The sequence below is a fragment of the Dendronalium phyllosphericum CENA369 genome (assembly GCF_016056275.1).
Lineage (GTDB): Bacteria > Cyanobacteriota > Cyanobacteriia > Cyanobacteriales > Nostocaceae > Dendronalium > Dendronalium phyllosphericum.
Genome location: NZ_JAECZA010000012.1, coordinates 81,175 through 99,944 on the forward strand (window position 1 = coordinate 81,175; position 18,770 = coordinate 99,944).

The 18,770-nt window shown below is 41.4% G+C and carries 12 protein-coding genes; 11 read left to right on the forward strand and 1 reads right to left on the reverse strand.

Annotated elements, in window-relative coordinates; genetic code table 11:
• Positions 1-3 precede the first annotated feature (3 nt).
• From I8752_RS05030 to I8752_RS37185, 11 genes are all read left to right on the forward strand, one after another.
• A complete protein-coding gene (locus tag I8752_RS05030) occupies positions 4-981 on the forward strand; it encodes a methionine ABC transporter ATP-binding protein (protein WP_214431230.1) in 978 nt (325 codons plus the stop codon).
• Between the two features lie 69 nt (positions 982-1,050).
• Positions 1,051-2,388 (forward strand): LLM class flavin-dependent oxidoreductase, encoded by a 1,338-nt coding sequence (locus I8752_RS05035; RefSeq protein ID WP_214431231.1) that lies wholly within the window; start codon positions 1,051-1,053, stop codon positions 2,386-2,388.
• A gap of 305 nt (positions 2,389-2,693) precedes the next feature.
• Entirely contained in the window at positions 2,694-3,722 is a 1,029-nt protein-coding gene (locus I8752_RS05040; protein WP_225895447.1) for a sulfonate ABC transporter substrate-binding protein, read from the forward strand.
• A 331-nt stretch (positions 3,723-4,053) separates the two neighbouring features.
• Positions 4,054-4,866, forward strand: a complete 813-nt coding sequence (locus I8752_RS05045; protein ID WP_214431232.1) for a class I SAM-dependent methyltransferase — start codon at positions 4,054-4,056, stop codon at positions 4,864-4,866.
• Positions 4,867-4,977: 111 nt separating this feature from the next.
• Entirely contained in the window at positions 4,978-5,106 is a 129-nt protein-coding gene (locus I8752_RS37940) for a hypothetical protein (RefSeq protein ID WP_263985285.1), read from the forward strand.
• A gap of 116 nt (positions 5,107-5,222) precedes the next feature.
• Complete coding sequence (locus I8752_RS05050; RefSeq protein ID WP_214431233.1) at positions 5,223-6,509, forward strand: hypothetical protein; 1,287 nt, start codon at positions 5,223-5,225, stop codon at positions 6,507-6,509.
• A gap of 358 nt (positions 6,510-6,867) precedes the next feature.
• Positions 6,868-11,667: a response regulator gene (locus I8752_RS05055; RefSeq protein WP_214431234.1), complete on the forward strand. Its 4,800-nt coding sequence runs from the start codon at positions 6,868-6,870 to the stop codon at positions 11,665-11,667.
• Between the two features lie 190 nt (positions 11,668-11,857).
• Positions 11,858-12,514: a hypothetical protein gene (locus I8752_RS05060; RefSeq protein ID WP_214431235.1), complete on the forward strand. Its 657-nt coding sequence runs from the start codon at positions 11,858-11,860 to the stop codon at positions 12,512-12,514.
• A gap of 180 nt (positions 12,515-12,694) precedes the next feature.
• Positions 12,695-14,893 carry an OmpA family protein gene (locus tag I8752_RS05065; protein ID WP_214431236.1) on the forward strand — a complete coding sequence of 733 codons (2,199 nt, stop codon included), beginning with the start codon at positions 12,695-12,697 and terminating at the stop codon, positions 14,891-14,893.
• Positions 14,894-14,924: 31 nt separating this feature from the next.
• Positions 14,925-15,449 carry a Rab family GTPase gene (locus I8752_RS05070; protein WP_214431237.1) on the forward strand — a complete coding sequence of 175 codons (525 nt, stop codon included), beginning with the start codon at positions 14,925-14,927 and terminating at the stop codon, positions 15,447-15,449.
• 4 nt (positions 15,450-15,453) lie between these two features.
• Entirely contained in the window at positions 15,454-18,105 is a 2,652-nt protein-coding gene (locus tag I8752_RS37185; protein ID WP_225895448.1) for a PAS domain-containing hybrid sensor histidine kinase/response regulator, read from the forward strand.
• A 65-nt stretch (positions 18,106-18,170) separates the two neighbouring features.
• Here the strand turns inward: I8752_RS37185 and I8752_RS05080 are convergent, their stop codons facing one another.
• On the reverse strand, positions 18,171-18,587 hold the full coding sequence (locus I8752_RS05080) for an ATP-binding protein (protein ID WP_214431238.1): 417 nt from the start codon (positions 18,585-18,587) through the stop codon (positions 18,171-18,173).
• Between the last annotated feature and the right edge of the window lie 183 nt (positions 18,588-18,770).

An 18,770-nucleotide genomic window follows, 5' to 3' on the forward strand; every position in this document is an offset into this window, starting at 1 on the left:
GAGATGATCGCATTTACCGATGTCCACAAAGTTTATAACCAAGGAACACAAAAAGTTGTAGCTTTAGATGGTGTAAGTGTTCGCATTAAACCAGGAGAAATTTTTGGTGTTTTAGGTCAAAGTGGTGCAGGCAAAAGTACTTTAATTCGCTGTGTTAATCAACTAGAAAAACCAACATCAGGTTCAGTTGTAGTTGATGGTCAGGAAATGACAAAACTATCTGGAAATCAGTTACGTCGCGCCCGTCAACACATTGGCATGATTTTTCAACACTTTAATTTACTTAGTTGCCGAACTGTCACAGAAAACATTGCTTTTCCTCTGGAAGTGATGGGTTACAGCAGATTGCAACGTCGGGGGAAGGTGGAAGAATTGATTTCACTTGTCGGATTGAAAGGTAAAGCAGATGCTTATCCAGCCCAACTTTCTGGTGGTCAAAAGCAACGAGTAGGTATTGCCAGGGCTTTAGCTGGAGAACCAAAAGTGCTACTTTCTGATGAAGCGACATCAGCACTCGATCCCCAAACTACGAGGTCAATTCTGGACTTGTTACGTGACCTGAACAAGCGCATGGGTTTGACAATCTTACTCATCACCCATGAAATGGGTGTAGTCAAGCAAATCTGCGATAGTGTTGCGGTACTCAATGCTGGCAGAATTGTAGAAAAGGGATATGTTAGCGATTTAATTGCTAAACCCGAATCATTTCTAGCCCAGGAAGTTTTTCCTCGTCGTAATGGTTATAGACCAAAACCTGGTGCTGTTATCGCAACGATCGCCTTTGCGGGAGAACAAGCAAGTCAACCAATTTTTGCCACCTTAGCCCGTCGTTTTGATGTGGATGTTAATATCCTCAGTGGGAGTGTGGAAACAGTAGGCGATCGCCGCGTTGGTCAATTCCATGTTGAATTAATAGGACAAAAAGTAACGCAAGCTTTGAAATTTTTACACGAAGCAGAATTTGAAGTAGAGGTGCATTGAATTGGGGATTGGGGATTGGGAAGAAAATCAAAATTACAAATTACGAATTATGCATACGGAGGCTTGCTAATGAGCGGATCGAAGCAATTAAAACTAGGTGCATTCATGCGTCCAGTCAGCATACATACAGGTGCTTGGCGCTATCCTGGGGCTATACCTGATGCTAATTTTAACTTCCCAGCACTGAAAAAATTTATCCAAAAACTAGAGCAAGGCAAGTTTGACGCATTCTTCATGGCGGATCACTTGGCGGTGCTGAATATGCCAATTAACGCGCTGAAACGCAGTCATACTGTCACTTCATTTGAGCCATTCACCCTGCTTTCAGCCCTCGCTGCCGTTACCGAACACATTGGGCTAGTAGCCACCGCTTCTACAACCTATGATGCGCCTTACCACATCGCTCGCCGCTTCGCATCTCTCGACCATATCAGTGGCGGTCGCGCTGGCTGGAACATCGTCACTACAGCCAATCCAGACGCAGCACTCAACTTCGGATTAGAAGAAGAGATAGAGCATGATGAACGTTATCGGCGGGCTAGAGAATTTTATGATGTCGTCACGGGTCTTTGGGATTCCTTTGCTGACGATGCCTTCATTAGGGACGTGGAAGCAGGGATTTATTTCGATCCCGCAAAGCTTCACGTTCTGAATCACAAGGGAAAATATCTCTCGGTGCGGGGGCCATTGAACATTGCTAGACCAATCCAAGGCTGGCCATTAATCGTGCAAGCGGGTGCATCCGAAGCCGGCCGACAATTAGCTGCCGAAACTGCCGAGGCTGTGTTTGCACCTGCTAGTAATCTGGAGGCTGGCAAAGCCTTATTTGCAGACATTAAGGGACGGGCGCGGGCGATCGGACGTGACCCAGACAGTATCAAAATCCTTCCAGGTGCTTTAGCCATTGTGGGCGAAACTGTCGCCGAGGCACAGGCCAAGCGTGTTTATTTGGACAGCTTAGTACATTATGACAGTGGGATTGCTAGCCTAAATGGTGCGCTTGGTTACGACGTTTCGGGTTTCGATCCGGATGGCCCCTTGCCAGAAATCCCACCGACCAATGCTGGTCACTCTTCACGAGAAAGAGTAATAGCCTTAGCGCAACGTGAAAACTTGACTATTCGACAACTAGCTCAACGTGTTGGCAGTTACGGCGGGCTGGCTTTCGTCGGCACACCCCAAACCATCGCCGATGAGATGGAGCAATGGCTGTTTGAGGAAGGCTCTGATGGCTTCAACATCATGTTCCCGTTTCTTCCTGAAGGGTTAAACGATTTCGTTGACAAGGTTGTACCAGAACTCCAACGGCGTGGCATCTTTCGCAAAGAGTATGAGGGTAAGACTCTGCGTGAAAATCTCGGACTAGCGCGCCCTGCTAACCGCTTCTTCCAGACTAGTCTGGTGTGAGCTGCGATCGCTTTGCTAGTAGTCTGGCAACCTAACTTTGAGAGGTAAAGGAACGAACCGCAAAGTACACAAAGTACACGAAGGAAGAAGAGAAATTAAAAAGTTGATTCACCTAGCAAAATTTCCTTGCCAGACTACTAGTATCACACCTCAAATTTAGTAGTACTTTAAGCGTGTATTTTATACAAATTATCTAAAATCTGGCAACATATTCAAACCCCCAAACCCAAATTAAATCTGACTTTCTTAACTACGAATTACAAATTACGAATTGATTTTAAACCCTAGAAAATTGGCAATACATCATGGTAGCAATATTTAAAAAACGCAGCTTTCTAATGTTTTTAGTAGTTGGAGTATTTAGCCTGTCTCCAAGCTTAGTTAGTTGTAGCTCACAAACTACAGACAAAACCGCTGTTGCCTCTAGTAACATCAAGACCAAAGTATTAAGAATGGGCTATCAGTCGGCTGGAGACATAGTCAAGGTTAAAGGAGTTTTAGAAAAGCGTTTAAAGCCACTTGGTATTTCTGTAGAGTGGTCGAAATTTGCCGCCGGGCCGCAACTTCTAGAAGCAATGAATGTCGGAAGTGTGGATTTCGGTTTTGTTGGTGAAACTCCACCTATCTTTGCTCAAGCCTCTGGTGTTCCTTTCGTCTATGTTGCTAGTAGTAAACCTGGTTCTGGTGAAGCGACTGCTGTTGTAGTAGATAAAGATTCTCCAATCAAGACTGTAGCTGATTTAAAAGGTAAGGGACTAGCTTTTCAAAGAGCTACAGCACAACAATACTTTGTTGTCAAAGTTTTAGAAGAAGCCGGACTCAAACTTAGTGATGTTAAACACATCAACCTTACACCATTAGAAACTCGTGCAGCATTTGAACGTAAGAGTGTGGAAGCAGCAGTAATTGGCGATCCCCATTTGGCTGTATTTCAAAAAACTGGTAGGGTTCGGGTTCTCCGGGATGGGAAAAATATTACTACCCAAGGAGGCTACTGGTTAGGTTCGCGCACCTTTGTTAAAGATAATCCTGAACTAGTCAAAGCCATCTTAGAAGAGATTAACAATATTGGTAAATGGGCTGAAAGCAACCCGCAAGAGGTTGCCGAACTAATTTCACCCGAAGCAAAAATTGATGTTCCCACATTGGAATTAGTTTCAAAACGGCGGCTGTACACTTTAAGACCCCTGAGTGAAGAAGTTTTATCAGGACAGCAGAAGATTGCAGACTTGTTCTACGAACAAAAGTTCATTACAAAGAAAATCAACGTTAGAGATGCGACTCTCTCTCCTCAACAGTATGCTGCTTTTACTCCAACAGATGTTAAGCCTTAAGCTTTTGTCAAATTATGGTATGACCAAGCCCCTTTGGGGCGGGTGTAGGGGAGCCAACGCCGTGGGCGGGTTTCCCACGCCACTTGCCACAACGGGGGGAACCCCCGCAAGACAGTGGCTCGACTTGAGGCGACTGGCGTTGTGGGGTGTGGGGTGTAGGGAAAGAATCTAGTCCCAATAGAATTGGATACAAGCCCCTGTATTTATACATGGAATTAAAAGAAATATGTATTCTTAGTTATGTAGTACGAGAAATACAGCGTCTTTGGGAGAAACCCTTGCTTTTAAGCCTGGGGTTCCCCACACCCTACACCCTGTTCATTACAAACACATGACAGATGAAAGAAGTCAGTTAAGAACCACTTTTAATCGAGTAGCACTGTTGTATGACCAAGTTCGACCAAGATATCCAGAAGCGCTTTTTGAAGATGTGGTGTCTTTTTCAGAAATCACTCCAGACGGAAGGATATTAGAGATTGGTTGTGGTACTGGTCAGGCAACTGTGCCCTTTGCCCGCCGGGGTTATCGTATACTCTGCATTGAGTTGGGTGAGAATCTTGCTACGGTTGCCCAAAAAAATCTGGCTGCTTATCCGCAAGTAGAAGTGCGTAACATCGCTTTTGAGGATTGGGTGACCCAAGAAAATACTTTTGATTTAGTAATTTCGGCAACTGCTTTCCATTGGCTTGACCCAAGTATTGCTTACAAAAAAACGGCTCAAGCCCTCACATCTAAAGGAGCGATCGCGCTATTTTGGAATGTACACGTACATAGTGATGCTAGTAATGGCTTCTTTGAAGAAGTACAGGAGCTATATCAAAGTTTAGCTCCTCAACTGGTTAAAGACGATGAGCCTCCTTTGCGCGAGCAGAAAGTCCCTAATAAAACAAGTGAGATTAAGCAAACAGGTTTGTTTGGTGAAGTGACATATCGCTCTTATCGATGGGATGCAACATACAACAGTGCAAGTTATCTCAACCTTTTAAATACTTACTCCGGTCATCTAAATTTAGACAGCATTACAAGAGCGCGTTTTTTTGATGCGATCGCCCAATTAATTAATACCAAGTTCAATGGTCAAATTACTAAAGGTTACTTAACTACTTTGTACGTAGCCCACCTATTGAAGAAGTTCACAAATTAGGCAGGCGGCTGGCGTTATCCCTGGGCTTACTCCGTAGACGCTTTTTTGCTATCAACTTTGAGTCTTTCCGGCAAAACAGACGTTAAAAGAACGTGAGTTCTTTTACAAGATATGCGCTCTGTTCATAGTCTAGATGACCCCATATCAGCGTTGGGATTGTTGCTAGGTGATTTAACGCTACAACAGCGGGGAGATTTTTATAGCGATCGCCACATCACTAACGCCAAAAAAATTAACTAGCTGGGAGATCGCAAGCATCATCTTGTGGGCATCATAATCCCAAGCCGAATACATCAGCTAGCAGCCAGGAAACTTTTTGGCAGCGTGTTTTTTATATACAACTGTAGTCTCAACCGATGGTAGATAGTTCTGGACGTTATCTATTTGTTCCTCGATATACCTTGTACTGGGGATGCCTACATCTCAAATTGGGATTGCTCTGTAGCATAGGTATTTGGACATTATCAGCAGCTAAGTTACAAGCTACCCAACCACATCAAAACTGGAAATCACCTTCAGAATTGCTCGAACAAGTCACCAAAGAAAATTCTGAGTCAGCACAAGACTCAAGACTCAAAACTCAGAACTTGGAACTCCCGATACAGCTCCCCTATCGAATAGAGCCAATACCTATTTTGATTGCGGCCCCCGAAAACTTTAATCCCGATCTGCGATTACCGCCACCAATACCTAAACCACCGCAGAATTCCACCCCACCAAAAACTTCCACCAAACCAGGAATGCCAGATGCAATTTTGGAAAGTATTGATACGGACTATCGCTATGACACAGACAACTTTGGTCAAACTAATTTATTCATTGAACCAACGGTTCAATTTCGATTGAGGAATGGCAATAAAATATTTTTCAAAACAGGTTTTGACCTTTTTAATCAACGCAATGTTGAATCAATTACTAATATTCCCTTGCAAGTTGGATGGCAGGGAAAAATTGGTCAAATGACGCTGCAAACAGCAGTTGGAGTCGATTTGTTCGACCGTTTACCCACAGCTATTAATCTCAATACTAAGGTTGAGATTCCGATTTCCCAGCCAAAAGTTTCGCCATCAGGTCGATTGTTATCCTTAGCAGTACTATCAGCTAACTTAGAACAAGGGCCTTATAAATCCAATGCTCGAACTTTAGACAATCAAATTACTGCTTGGCGATTTGGGCCTGATTTATACTGGCAGATTGACCGTGATACTAGTCTGTTTTCGTCATTGCGTTTGGGCAGCTATAACGATGACAATTCCGAAGTGCAGTCTTTTAGTAGGCTAGAACGCAAGTTTGGACAGTTTTCTGTGGCAGCTAACTTATTCACTTGGAATTACGATCGCGATTTAGAACGCACAAGTGGCTATTTCTCTCCACCAGATTTCCTAGTTTACAACGCTGAGGTAGCTTGGGAGGGAAATATTACTAATTTCTTACGCTGTCGCTTCGCTGCTAACTTAGGACGACAGCGACTTAAAGGAGAATTCGACAACGCCAATACCTATCAAACACGCTGTATGGTAAAGCTTTCGCCCAGTGTAGAGGCAGACTTGGGCTACAGCTTTAGTAATGTCCGCAATCAAGATACAGGACAAAGCGCTTATAGTGGTAACTCTGTAACAGGACAGTTGCGTGTCAAATTTTAGCTGAAGTATAAAGAAGTCCATCTAGTTATACCAATTCGTAATTCGTAATTTGTAATTAAGAAAGTCAGATATAGCAAGGCTTTGAGGGTTTGAATGTGTTGCCTCATTTTAGAGAATTGGTATTAGCCTTGCAGTATTTGTAACGGGTGTTTTATCTACGCCATTTTTACAGTATTTTCACTTATTACTACCACTTAGAAAGGGATGAGGGAGAAAGAGGACACAGGGACGCGGAGACGCGGGGACGCGGAAAATATGACAACTTCTAACTTCCGGCTTCCGACTTCCAACTTCCGACCTCTATCTCCTAACTCAGTACTCAGTACTCAGCACTCAGCACTCAGCACTTAAAAAGAGGATGAAAGCACCATTACCTGATAACGAAACACAGCGAATCGAGTCTCTTTTAGACTATAAAATCCTCGATACTCGTTCGGAAGATGCCTTTGATGACCTCACCCGTTTAGCCTCATATATTTGTGGGACTCCCATTGCTTTGATCAGTTTAATTGATGCCAATCGCCAGTGGTTTAAGTCAAAAGTTGGGTTGGAGGCACTAGAAACACCCAGAGATGTGGCATTCTGTGCCCATGCCATTTTGCAACCCGAAGTTTTTGTTGTGCCTGATGCCACAGAAGACGAAAGGTTCGCTACAAACCCCTTAGTCACCTCTGACCCTAACGTTCGGTTTTATGCTGGTGTACCGCTAACTAACTCTGAGGGATATGCCCTAGGAACGCTTTGTGTAGTTGACCGTGTACCCAGAAACCTCTCGCCAGAACAGATTGAAGCGTTGCGAATTTTAGGTCGCCAAGTAATCAAGCAACTAGAAATACGGCGCAACTTAGCAAGTTTGGTATTAGCAAGTGATACACGCAAACAGGCGCAAAAGGGACGCAAACAATTTTTTAAAAGGGTTGCGGTGGGGTTTGGGTTGGCATCAACAATTTTAGTTTTGATTGGCGTGATTTCTTATCAGAATACATCCATATTGATTGATGACAATAATCAGGTACAAAAAACCCAAGAGAAAATCAATCGGCTCGAAGAACTACTGTCCGAGATGAAAGATGCTGAAACTGGACAACGTGGCTACATCCTGACTGGGCAAGAAAGTTATCTAGAACCTTATCAAGCAGCACTTGCGAACATCGATCGAAAAATTGAAATCCTGAAGGATTTAATAGCAGATCAACCTAGCCAGCAAAAGCAGTTCGCAATCCTTAAACCCCTGATAGCTGCAAAACTTGCCATACTCAAGCAGACTATATACCTGAGACAAAATCAGGGATTTGAGGCGGCATTGCAGTTAATCCAGACAAATCAAGGAAAGAATCTCATGGATGATATCCGCAAGGTCATCTATGAAATGCAAAATGAGGACAGAAGTTTGCTTCAGCAGCGGTCACAAGCTGCCAAAGCCAGTGCTAGTAACACAATCTTGACAATTGCGATCGCGATTTGCCTCAGTTTTCTCGTTCTAGCTATAGTCTACTACTTGATTTATCGTGAGGTCATAGAGCGGAAATTAACAGAGGAGACACTGCACCAAGAACGCAATTTTATTTCCGCAGTCCTGGATACAGCCAGCGCTTTGGTAGTAGTTCTTGATGCCCAAGGGCGAATTGTTCGCTTCAATCAAGCTTGCGAACAAATTACTGGTTACTCATTTGATGAGGTCAGAGGCAGGCATTTCTGGAATTTGTTTTTAATACCAGAACAAGTAGAGCCAGTGAAAGCAGTTTTTGAGCAGTTGCGAGCTGGTGAAGGCGCAAAAGAATACGAAAACTATTGGCTCACAAAAGATGGCAGTCGGCGGCTCATTGCCTGGGCTAACACTATTTTGCCAGACTATGAAGGTTCAGTAGAATACATTGTTGCTACTGGTATTGATATTAGCGATCGCAAACGCACTGAACAACATCTCAAAGCACAGTATGCGACAACACGAGTCTTAGCAAAATCCACTACCATTGATGAAGCTATGCCTCAAATCCTGCAAGGAATCTGCGAGAGTTTGGCATGGGATTTGAGTGAAATTTGGATGGTAGACCAGCAAGCAAATTTACTGTGTTTTCTAAATATTTGGTATAAAACATCATTTAATCTGCAAGAATTTGAAATACTTAGTCGGCAGACCACCTTTGCACCAGGAATTGGGCTTCCTGGTCGAGTCTGGGCTAGTGCTGAACCTGTTTGGATTGCTGATGTCGCTTGCGATCGCAATTTCGTCCGCTTTCAAATTGCCGCAAATGCAGGATTGCATGGAGCTTTCGGTTTTCCGATTCATAGCGGTAATAAAATCCTCGGTGTGATTACCTGCTTTAGCCATCAGATCCAGCAACCAGACCCAGATTTAGCAAAAGTCATGAGTTCTATTGGCGAGCAAGTCGGGCAGTTCATCGAGCGCAAGCAGGCAGAAGAAGAACTCCAACGCCAAAACTTGCGATCGCAACTATTTACGGAAATCACTCTCAAAATTCGCCAGTCCTTGCAAATCGAAGAAATTCTGCAAATCACTGTGACAGAGGTGCAAAAAATTCTTCATAGCGATCGAGTTGTAATCTATCAGCCTTTGCCAGATGGATCTGGAAGCACTGTTGTAGAGGCAGTAGTTTCTGGCTGGCTGACAATCAAAGAGAAAAAAAGCATTCACTCTTATCTGCAAACGGAATACATTCAACAGTATTATCTACAGCAGTATCGTCAAAAAAGGAATTTCCGGCTTGCTGACTTAGATATAGTTGAAGTTCAACAAAGCCATCTGGAATTACTGCAACAGTTTTGGGTAAAGTCCAATTTGGTTGTGCCTATTCTTGTCAAAGAAGAACTCTGCGGTTTGCTAATTGTCCATCAGTGCGGTAGTTCTCGCCAATGGTCTAGCTTTGAAACTCAACTTTTGCGACAAATAGCTGACCAAGTAGGTATTGCTTTAGCCCAAGCCCAAATGTTGAACGCAGAAACTCAACAAAGACAGGAACTTGAAGTTGCCCGTCACCAAGCGGAATTAGCTTCTAAAACCAAAAGCGCCTTTTTGGCCAACATGAGCCATGAAATCCGCACGCCGATGAATGCTGTCTTAGGAATGACAGGCTTAATGTTAGAAACTCCCCTCAACTCGGAGCAACAGGATTTTATCGAAACAATTCGGATTAGTGGAGATGCCCTCTTAAGCCTAATCAACGAAATTTTGGATCTGTCCAAACTGGAGGCTGGGGAAATGATGCTAGAAACTTTAGATTTTGACTTATCTACCTGTGTAGAAGAAGTGTTGGAATTATTGGCTCCCCCAGCCCATAAAAAAGGATTAGAAATTGCAGCTTTGATTTACCGCAACGTCCCTACCCACCTCCAAGGCGATGCTGGTCGCCTACGACAAATTCTGATGAACTTGATTGGCAATGCCATCAAATTCACTAGTAGTGGAGAAGTAGTGGTACGAGCAGAATTGCGATCTCAAACCCCTACTACAGCCACCATCCATTTTGCGATCGCAGATACTGGTCTGGGCATTACCCCCGAAGACCAATGCAAACTCTTTACGCCATTTACCCAAGTAGATGCTTCCACCACCCGCAAGTATGGCGGCACAGGTTTGGGATTAGCCATCTGCAAGCAACTAGTGAATTTGATGGGCGGAGAAATTGGCGTAGAAAGTTGGCTGGGGAAAGGATCTAGATTTTGGTTTGAAATACCTTTTGCCAAACAAATTCACCCGATTTCTGCAACCCGCGATTACGGACTTCTGACTAATCGGCACTTGTTAGTGGTGGATGATAATGCTACAAATCGCAAAATCATCTACCATCAAGCTACCCGTTGGGGGATGCAGGTAGATCAAGCTGCTTCAGCTACTGCTGCCCTCAAAGCTATTCAGGAGGCTGCTAGGCAAAATAGTCTCTATGATGTTGCTGTGATTGACATGCAAATGCCAGAAATAGATGGCATAACTTTGGGAGAGCAAATTAAGAAAAATCCAGCGATTTCTAAGCTACCTTTGATTATGCTTACCTCTACCAACCAACGAGATGAAATCCAACGAACGCTAAAAATCGGATTTGCTGCTTATTTGGTCAAACCAGTTAAGCCATCCCGACTCCTCGACACCATTATGACTATCTTAGGAGAAGAGGACGCAGGGATTAGGGGCAACGGGGAGGAAGAGGACGCGGGGACGCGGGGACGCGGTGAGACAGCGCTGCGGGAGGGTTTCCCTCCGCAGGCGACTGCGTTAGCGAGGAACGAGCGTCACCCGAAGGGGGACGAGGAGAAAGAGGACAAGGGGAATGTAATAGATAGATTTTCCGCGTCTCCCACTCTCGGTGTAGCTGTGTCTTCCTCGCCGAATCACAACTTTCCGAAATTAAGAATTCTCTTAGCTGAAGATAATCTGGTGAATCAGAAAGTAGCTTTGAAGCAGCTTCAGAGTCTGGGCTACAGTGCTGATGTTGCTGGTAATGGTAAAGAAGTGTTGGAGTTATTGGAAAAAATTCCCTACGATTTAATTCTGATGGATTGCCAAATGCCGATTCTCGATGGTTTAGAAACTACAAAAGAAATTCATCGTCTATCGGAAAGCTACTTTGCTAGCAGTCGTCGTCCTGTGGTAATTGCAATGACAGCTAATGCCATGAAAGAAGACCAACAAATGTGTCTAGATGCTGGAATGGATGACTATCTGAGTAAGCCAGTGATGAAAGAAAAATTGGCTGCGGCGCTAGAACGTTGGGCAAGCGCGATCCTCAAAGCCCAAGAGGCAATTGCATCCGAGCAAACGGTTTCGACAGCAAATGTCGGTTCAGTTGACCTGCCAATTGATTGGGAACACTTGCATCAAATATCAGAAAACGACTCAGAATTTGAATTAAATTTACTAGAAATATTCGTTGAGGATATTCAGCATCATTTAGAAATAACCAAAGCGGCGATCGCATCTCATGACTTTGAGCAACTAGCACGAGAAGCTCATCAAATTAAAGGTGCTAGTGCCAATATTGGAGCTATAAATATGCGTCTTGCCGCAGAAAAACTCGAACAACTAGCTCGCAACCAAGAGCGTCGAGGTACTACTAACTTACTCTTAGAGTTAGAAGACTTTGTTAAACGTATTAAAAAGTTTTTAATCTTTAAAGAAAGTAACACGGAAAAATCTGACTAACCTTGCCATAAAAATCTCTTTCCCAGTCCCCAGTACCTATTTTCAAGATAGAACTTATGGACAACTGGGAATAATAACAAAGTAGGTTCGGTGATTTAGCTGTATCCTATGCTGAGTATTTTTAGCCTAAATGTCAGTTAAATGCATCACCTCCTATCCCCGTTGATTCCCAAAAAGTGAGGTTTTCCTGATGAGTCAGATGAGTAGAGACGATGTACGAGAAAGGCTTGGTAATATCGATCAGATCCGCGACATTATTTTGGGAACACAGCTAAGAGAATACGAAAATCGATTTAGCAAGTTGGAATCAGATATATCTTTATTGCAACAACAAATGCGATCGCAAGTTGAACAACTTAAGTCAAACTTCTCAATTGAACTAAAAGCGGGATTTGAGACGCTAGACAAAAAGCTGAAGTCACTCAACCTGACAACTCAAGAAGAAACTTTTGATTTGCGGCAACAAGTCGATCGACTTAATAAAAAGTTCTCTAGCAGCGTTCAGTCGCTTGATGAAGTGTTAGATAGCCAAACTACCTCGATTCGAGATGAAATCTTTCAAACTAAAGTTCAATTACAAGATGATGTCACGGCGTTACGCGATCTGATTTTAGAAGAAATAGATAGACGTTTCTCGCAGTTGACAGACACCAAAGTTTCTAAAGACGACATAGCCGAAACTTTATTTGCCTTGGGAATGCGCTTAAAAGAAACTGAATTCATTCCCAAGTTGCGAGAAGCAGCCGATGAACACAGCGAAGAGTATACTGCCGTACCACTTCTAGAAACTACAAAATTGTCAAAAGTGTTTACTCACTCCAACAGTACGGCAGAATTACACTCCTAATTAAGGTAGAGGAAGAGGACACGGTGACGCGGGGACGCAAAGATACAGAGAAAGAGGGATGAGGGAGATGAAGAGGATGAGGCGGATGAGGGAGACATTGATACTATTTCTTCTTTCCCTACCTCCTCTGCTCCTCCCCACTCCTGACAACTGACAACTGATAACTGATAACTGACTAATATGACTCAGGTGGAAAATTCAATTTCTCAATCTGTTGAGTTAAAGCAAGAAGAAGCTATACAGCTTGATAATTTAGTGCATCTACTCGTCGAACTCAAAATTATTGAATCACCTGAGCAATCTTTTTCTTATTCATCATCAGAAACTGATAATTGTCACGAGTATCCTACAGAAGAAATTGAATTACTACAACTTACTCCCGTGACATTAGAAGTATGTGAAGCTTATTTAGAGTCAGCTTTTAATTATTCTCAAAATGTACCTAATTCATCACATGTTACTGTGGAAGAATTAGAACAAACTCTGGAAATATTTGCTACCTTTGAGGAAAATTTAGAAAACTCAGAAGATGCATTGCAAAAATTACAAGAGATATTAGTTGGAACTGAATTAGCACAAATAAACAATCTTATAGCTAACCTTGAACAGAAAATCACAAAAATAGATCGTCAACTGTATCAGCCTCAAGAGCTAATCAATCTACTACTACCGTGGATTTCTGAGCTTTTAAAGCTAAAAATTACTGAATCAAAAGAGGAAATTGCACAGGTAATTGCTCCTATTATCGATCGGGCTATCAGCAGTCGCATTGAACAAAATAAAAATAGTATGAGTGCAGCGATCGCACCTGCTGTTCCCTCTGCTATTTCCCAGCAAATTATTGTTGCTCCAGAAGAAGTTTCAGATGCGATCGCTCCTGCAATGGGACGAGCAATCAAAAAGCAAATTGAAATTGAACAGAATATTGTTGTAGATGCACTCTACCCAATTATTGGTAGTACCATTGCCAAATATATGGCAGAGACAATTCGTGCCATCAACCAACAAGTTGAAGAAACCCTCAGCGTTACAGGAATTAAACGTAAAATTCGTGCCAAGTTACAAGGAGTTTCCGAAGCAGAATTAATTCTTAAAGAAGCTTTGCCATTTACAGTTCAAGCTATTTTCTTGATTCATAAAGCATCTGGTTTAGTTATCTCAAATATTCAGCGCTCTGATACACAGCAGTTAGAAGCTGAAATGGTAGCAGGAATGCTAACAGCAATTCGCAGCTTTGCCAATGATTGCATCAATCAATCTGGAAATGTGACAGAATTAGACGCAATTGAGTATGGTACATCCAAAATAATTTTAGAAGTTGCAGGATACTGTTATTTAGCGCTCGTAGTACAGGGAGAACCAACTAAAAAATTCATTAAAGAAATGCGGCAAATCTTTAGCAATATTGTGAAAAAACATGGTGATTTAATTGAAAAATTTGACGGCGATCCGGATTTAATACCTAGTGAAGTTCATACACTTATAGAAAAACTTAAATATACAGAAATTCAGCAAAAAAATCAAAAAAATAAATTCTCGCCACTACTAGTTTTAAGTTTAACAATTATCAGCACCATTTTCATTCCTTGGGGCATTTGGCAATACTATAGTGGAGCGATACGTTCCCTTGAAAATCAAACTTCGTTAGCTCTAGCTTCTATTCCAGAACTGGCTGTATATCGACTTTCAGTGCAGGTAGAACACAATAAGTTAAAATTAACTGGACGAGTACCCAATCAACTTATTCGCCAGAAAACCGAACAAATCGTTAAACTAACCTCCCCTAATTGGTTGATAGACAATCAAATTTTAGCAGTAGAAGTACCAGCAGATCCAGTATTAGCTGCTGCTGAAGTCAAACGAGTTACAGCAATTTTAAATCAGACGGATGGTACAACTATTTCTGCTCAATATATCGCTGGTAAAGTAGTTGTCGAAGGTACTATCAACCGAATTGCAGATGCTCAAACTATTACTCATGTATTTGAGCAAATTCCAGGCGTAAAATCTGTATCTAGCACAGTGCAAGTACAACCACAGCAGATTGAAGTTCGATTTTACTTTGAACCCAATTCAGCAAGTTTAATTAAGGCAGATTTAAGATCCAAGATTCAGCAGGTCAAGTTTTTCCTCAATCAGCACCCAAATAAGCATTTAAAGGTTATCGGTTATAGTTACGATCGTACTGATGCAAATAGAACACAAAAATTAGCATTAGCGCGAGCAAAAGCTGTACAACAAGCACTAATTCAACTGGGTATTAACCCATCTCGTTTACAGGTCATTGGTCAAACAAAATTACCACCAGGAATTGATACAACTCATCCTTTGTGGTTAAGCCGTTGTGTCGTTATAGAATCGATAAACAAGCAGTTTTAACTTATACAATACTCCTAAGTTTTTCACAAATATGTCTACAGTTTCTAAAAAAATATGCTTATTTGGTGATTTTGGTGTTGGTAAAACTAGCCTAATTCGCCAATTTGTTGAATGCCAGTTTAGCGATCGATATCTTTCAACGGTAGGAGTAAAAATTTCTCGCAAATCAGTTGATATTTTGAAAAAAGACCTGCATGATTTGCAAAAACTGCAACTGATAATTTGGGATATTGAAGGTAGTAATAAATTTAAAGCAGTTGCCCAAAGTTATTTTCAAGGTTCTAAAGGTGCTGTAATAGTTGGTGATGTAACACAACCAGAAACACTCGACAATATTCAGCAACATATTCAAACTTTTTTAGCTGTTAATCCTAATAGTTATATTATTGTGGCATTAAATAAATCAGATTTGATTGCAACAGAGTATTTAGAAAATATCCGCAAAATGTATCAATTCAAAAATCAAACTAATATATTAGACACCTATGCAACTTCAGCTAAAATCGGCAACAATGTCAATGAAATATTTCAAAATTTAGCCACTTATTTAATTTAAGCAAATGAACTCGTTATTAACAAAACTATTAGCTGTATGCCAGATTGAATATTTAATAATTGATGAAAAATTTAAGATTTTAGAGCTATCTCTTGGACTAAATCATTTTATTGGCATTCCCCATGAAGTGCAGCGAGACCAGGATGTTCGGATTGTGTTTCCAGAATTAGAAGGACTTGAAGACATTTGTGATGCAATTCGACAAGAAGAGCAAAATAATTTTGAATTAAAGGGAATTAGTCGTTTACAAGATATAGCTTCTCCTTTATATATTGATATTTGTATTACAAAGAATATACAAGAAGACCATTCTAGCAATTCACTACTCATTCTTGTGGAAGATGCTACAGAGCGAATGGTTCTTGAGCAATCTTTGTTTCAAGGTGCAAATGAAGCAAATCTTTTGCTACGTAATCTCAAGGCTTCTAAACAATATATTGACCAAATTTTGACATCAATAGCAGATGCATTATTGGTAACAACACTGTCAGGAAAGATTAAAAAGCTGAATCCATCTGCACAAGTTTTGTTGGGATATGACGAAGTAGAACTCATCGGTCAACCTATTACCAAAGTTATTAAAGAAGTTGATATCTATAAGTTAGAGATAGGTAAGACTGAAAGTATTGATCTCTCTCAAACATTCAAAGAGGTCGAAACAGTTTGCCATAGCAAAAGTGGAAAAATAATTCCTGTAGCTTTTTCATACTCATTAATTCAGACAGAAATTGAACATTTCCAAGGTTATGTTTATATTTTGCGAGATATGACCGAACGCAAGCAGATGGAACTTGCGAAACAGGAATTTTTAGCGATGATTAGCCATGAGGTTCGGACTCCGATAACAGCAGTAACTGGTATGGCTAGTTTGTTGCAAGATACTAAATTAACGGCTGAACAGCGAGACTTTGTTGATACTATTTATAACAGTGGAAATTCTTTACTCAAAATTATTAATGATTTTCTTGATTTTTCTAAAATAGAATCAGGCAACCTGGAGCTAGAAGAGCAACCATTTGCTCTGCGAAATTGTATTAATGAAGCTCTTGATTTACTTGCGCCTCAAGCCAGAGAGAAAGCGTTAAAACTTACGTTTTTAGATTCGCCTGAACTCCCGACAAAGATTGTAGGAGATATTACTCGACTGCGCCAAGTATTGATTAATATACTTAGTAATGCTATCAAATTTACTCAAACTGGAAGCATAGAAATTTCAGTTATAACCCGCACAAATAGCGATATTAATGATTCTTCTGCTGCAAATACTTACGAAATTCAGTTTACTGTCAAAGATACAGGCATTGGAATTCCACGCGATCGCCTCGAACGTTTATTTAAAGCTTTCAGCCAAGTTAACTCCTCCATTACTCGACAGTATGGCGGTACTGGCTTAGGTCTTGCCATCTGCAAGCAACTGTGCGAGTTAATGGGTGGCAGAATTTGGGTTGAAAGTGAACTAAGTAAAGGTAGTACATTTTATTTCACGATTACCGCTTCTGTAATTTCAGAGAAGTCAGCAGTAGAGACGCGACACCAGTCGCTACAAGGGGGAGCCACTGCGTTGGGCGGCTTTGCCGACTTGAAGCAAGTGGCGTGGGAACCCCCCTACCCTTCGGGAACGCTAAGAGCGAACGGGTTCGGGGATGACGCTCCTTCGCTCTTAGCGTCTCCCCTTGGGAGAAGACTCGCTAACGCTGCGCTAACGCAATCGACGCAAAGCGGAGGCACTCCTTTGGACGGGTTTCCCGGCTTGAAGGAAGTGCCGTCCAAGACTGCGACCCCCTCACCGCAACGCGCTAGCTCATTAATCGCATCTGTACAGGAGTTAGCAGTGACAAATCACGAAAACAATGGCAATTATCCAGTTCCTAACTGCCATGAACTTAGAATTCTCTTAACTGAAGATAATCTGGTAAATCAAAAAGTTGCTCTCAAGCAACTCAAAAGTTTGGGTTACAGTGCCGATGTTGCTAATAATGGCAAAGAAGCTTTAGAGCTATTAGAAAAAATTCCTTATGATTTGATTTTGATGGATTACCAAATGCCAATTCTTGATGGTTTGGAAACCACAAAAGAAATTCATCGTTGGCAAGAAAGCTGCTTTGCTAGTGGTCGTCGTCCTATAGTCATTGCAATGACAGCTAATGCCATGAAAGAAGATAAACAAATGTGTCTAGATGCTGGAATGGATGACTATCTAAGCAAGCCGGTGATGAAGGAAAATTTAGCGGCGGCGTTAGAGTATTGGGCAAGTGTGATATTTAGAGAAAAAGAAGCATTTGCTTGTGAGCAGACAGTTTCGACGACAGATATAGGTTCAACTGACCTCGCAATTGATTGGGAACGCTTGCATCAACTCTCGGAAAACAACCTAGAATTTGAATTAGAATTACTGCAAATATTTGTTGAAGATACTCAACTTCGTCTGGAGGTAATTAAAATAGCGATCGCAGCTTCTGACTTTGAGCAACTAGCACGAGAAGCTCATCAAATTAAAGGTGCTAGTGCCAATATTGGAGCTATAACTATGTGTCTTGCCGGAGAAAAACTAGAACAACTAGCTCACAACCAAGAACGTCGAGGTACTGCTAACTTCATCTCAGAGTTAGAAGAGTTTGTTAAACGTATCCAAGAGTTTATCAGCAATAGAAACTAGAAGTAAGCGCTTTAGCGCTAAAACGCTTACTACAAACCTTTGTATGGTCAATAAATAAGATGATTTTAGTAAAATTTACTAATAAATAAGCAATAACGATTATCTACTGTTTGTTCATAACTTAACTTGTCGGCAATGGCGGACATGATTTTTAAACCACGCCCGCGCTCTTGCTCATTCTCTTCAAATTCTGCTGTTTGTGCCAATTGTTGCTCTAAGTCAAATGGTTCACCTTGAGACCAAATGCGAATTTCTATGGATTCTTGTAATCGCACAGCTTCTATCTCAATAGGAGTTTCGATGGATAAATTTTTGTGGGCATGTTCCACGATGTTGGTAAAACCTTCTATCAGAAGTGTTTGACATTGCCACCAAATTTGTTTATCGGGAATGGGTGGTTGATTCATCTGCTCGAACCAAGACAAAACTTGAGGTAAAGCTGTCAGGTCTGTGTTGACTTTTAGGTAATTTTTTTTATTCACTTCTCAAACAATAAAATATCTTAAAATCATCATATTCGGTAATTAATTTATTTAATTTGAGTAGTTTCACTATACATGACAAACTAAATTGCATATAAGTTTAATTTAAGAAGAATGCATAATTCAGAATTCAGAATCAATTAGTGGAGGCTTAAACCCCTTTATTCATCCGCCAGTTACACA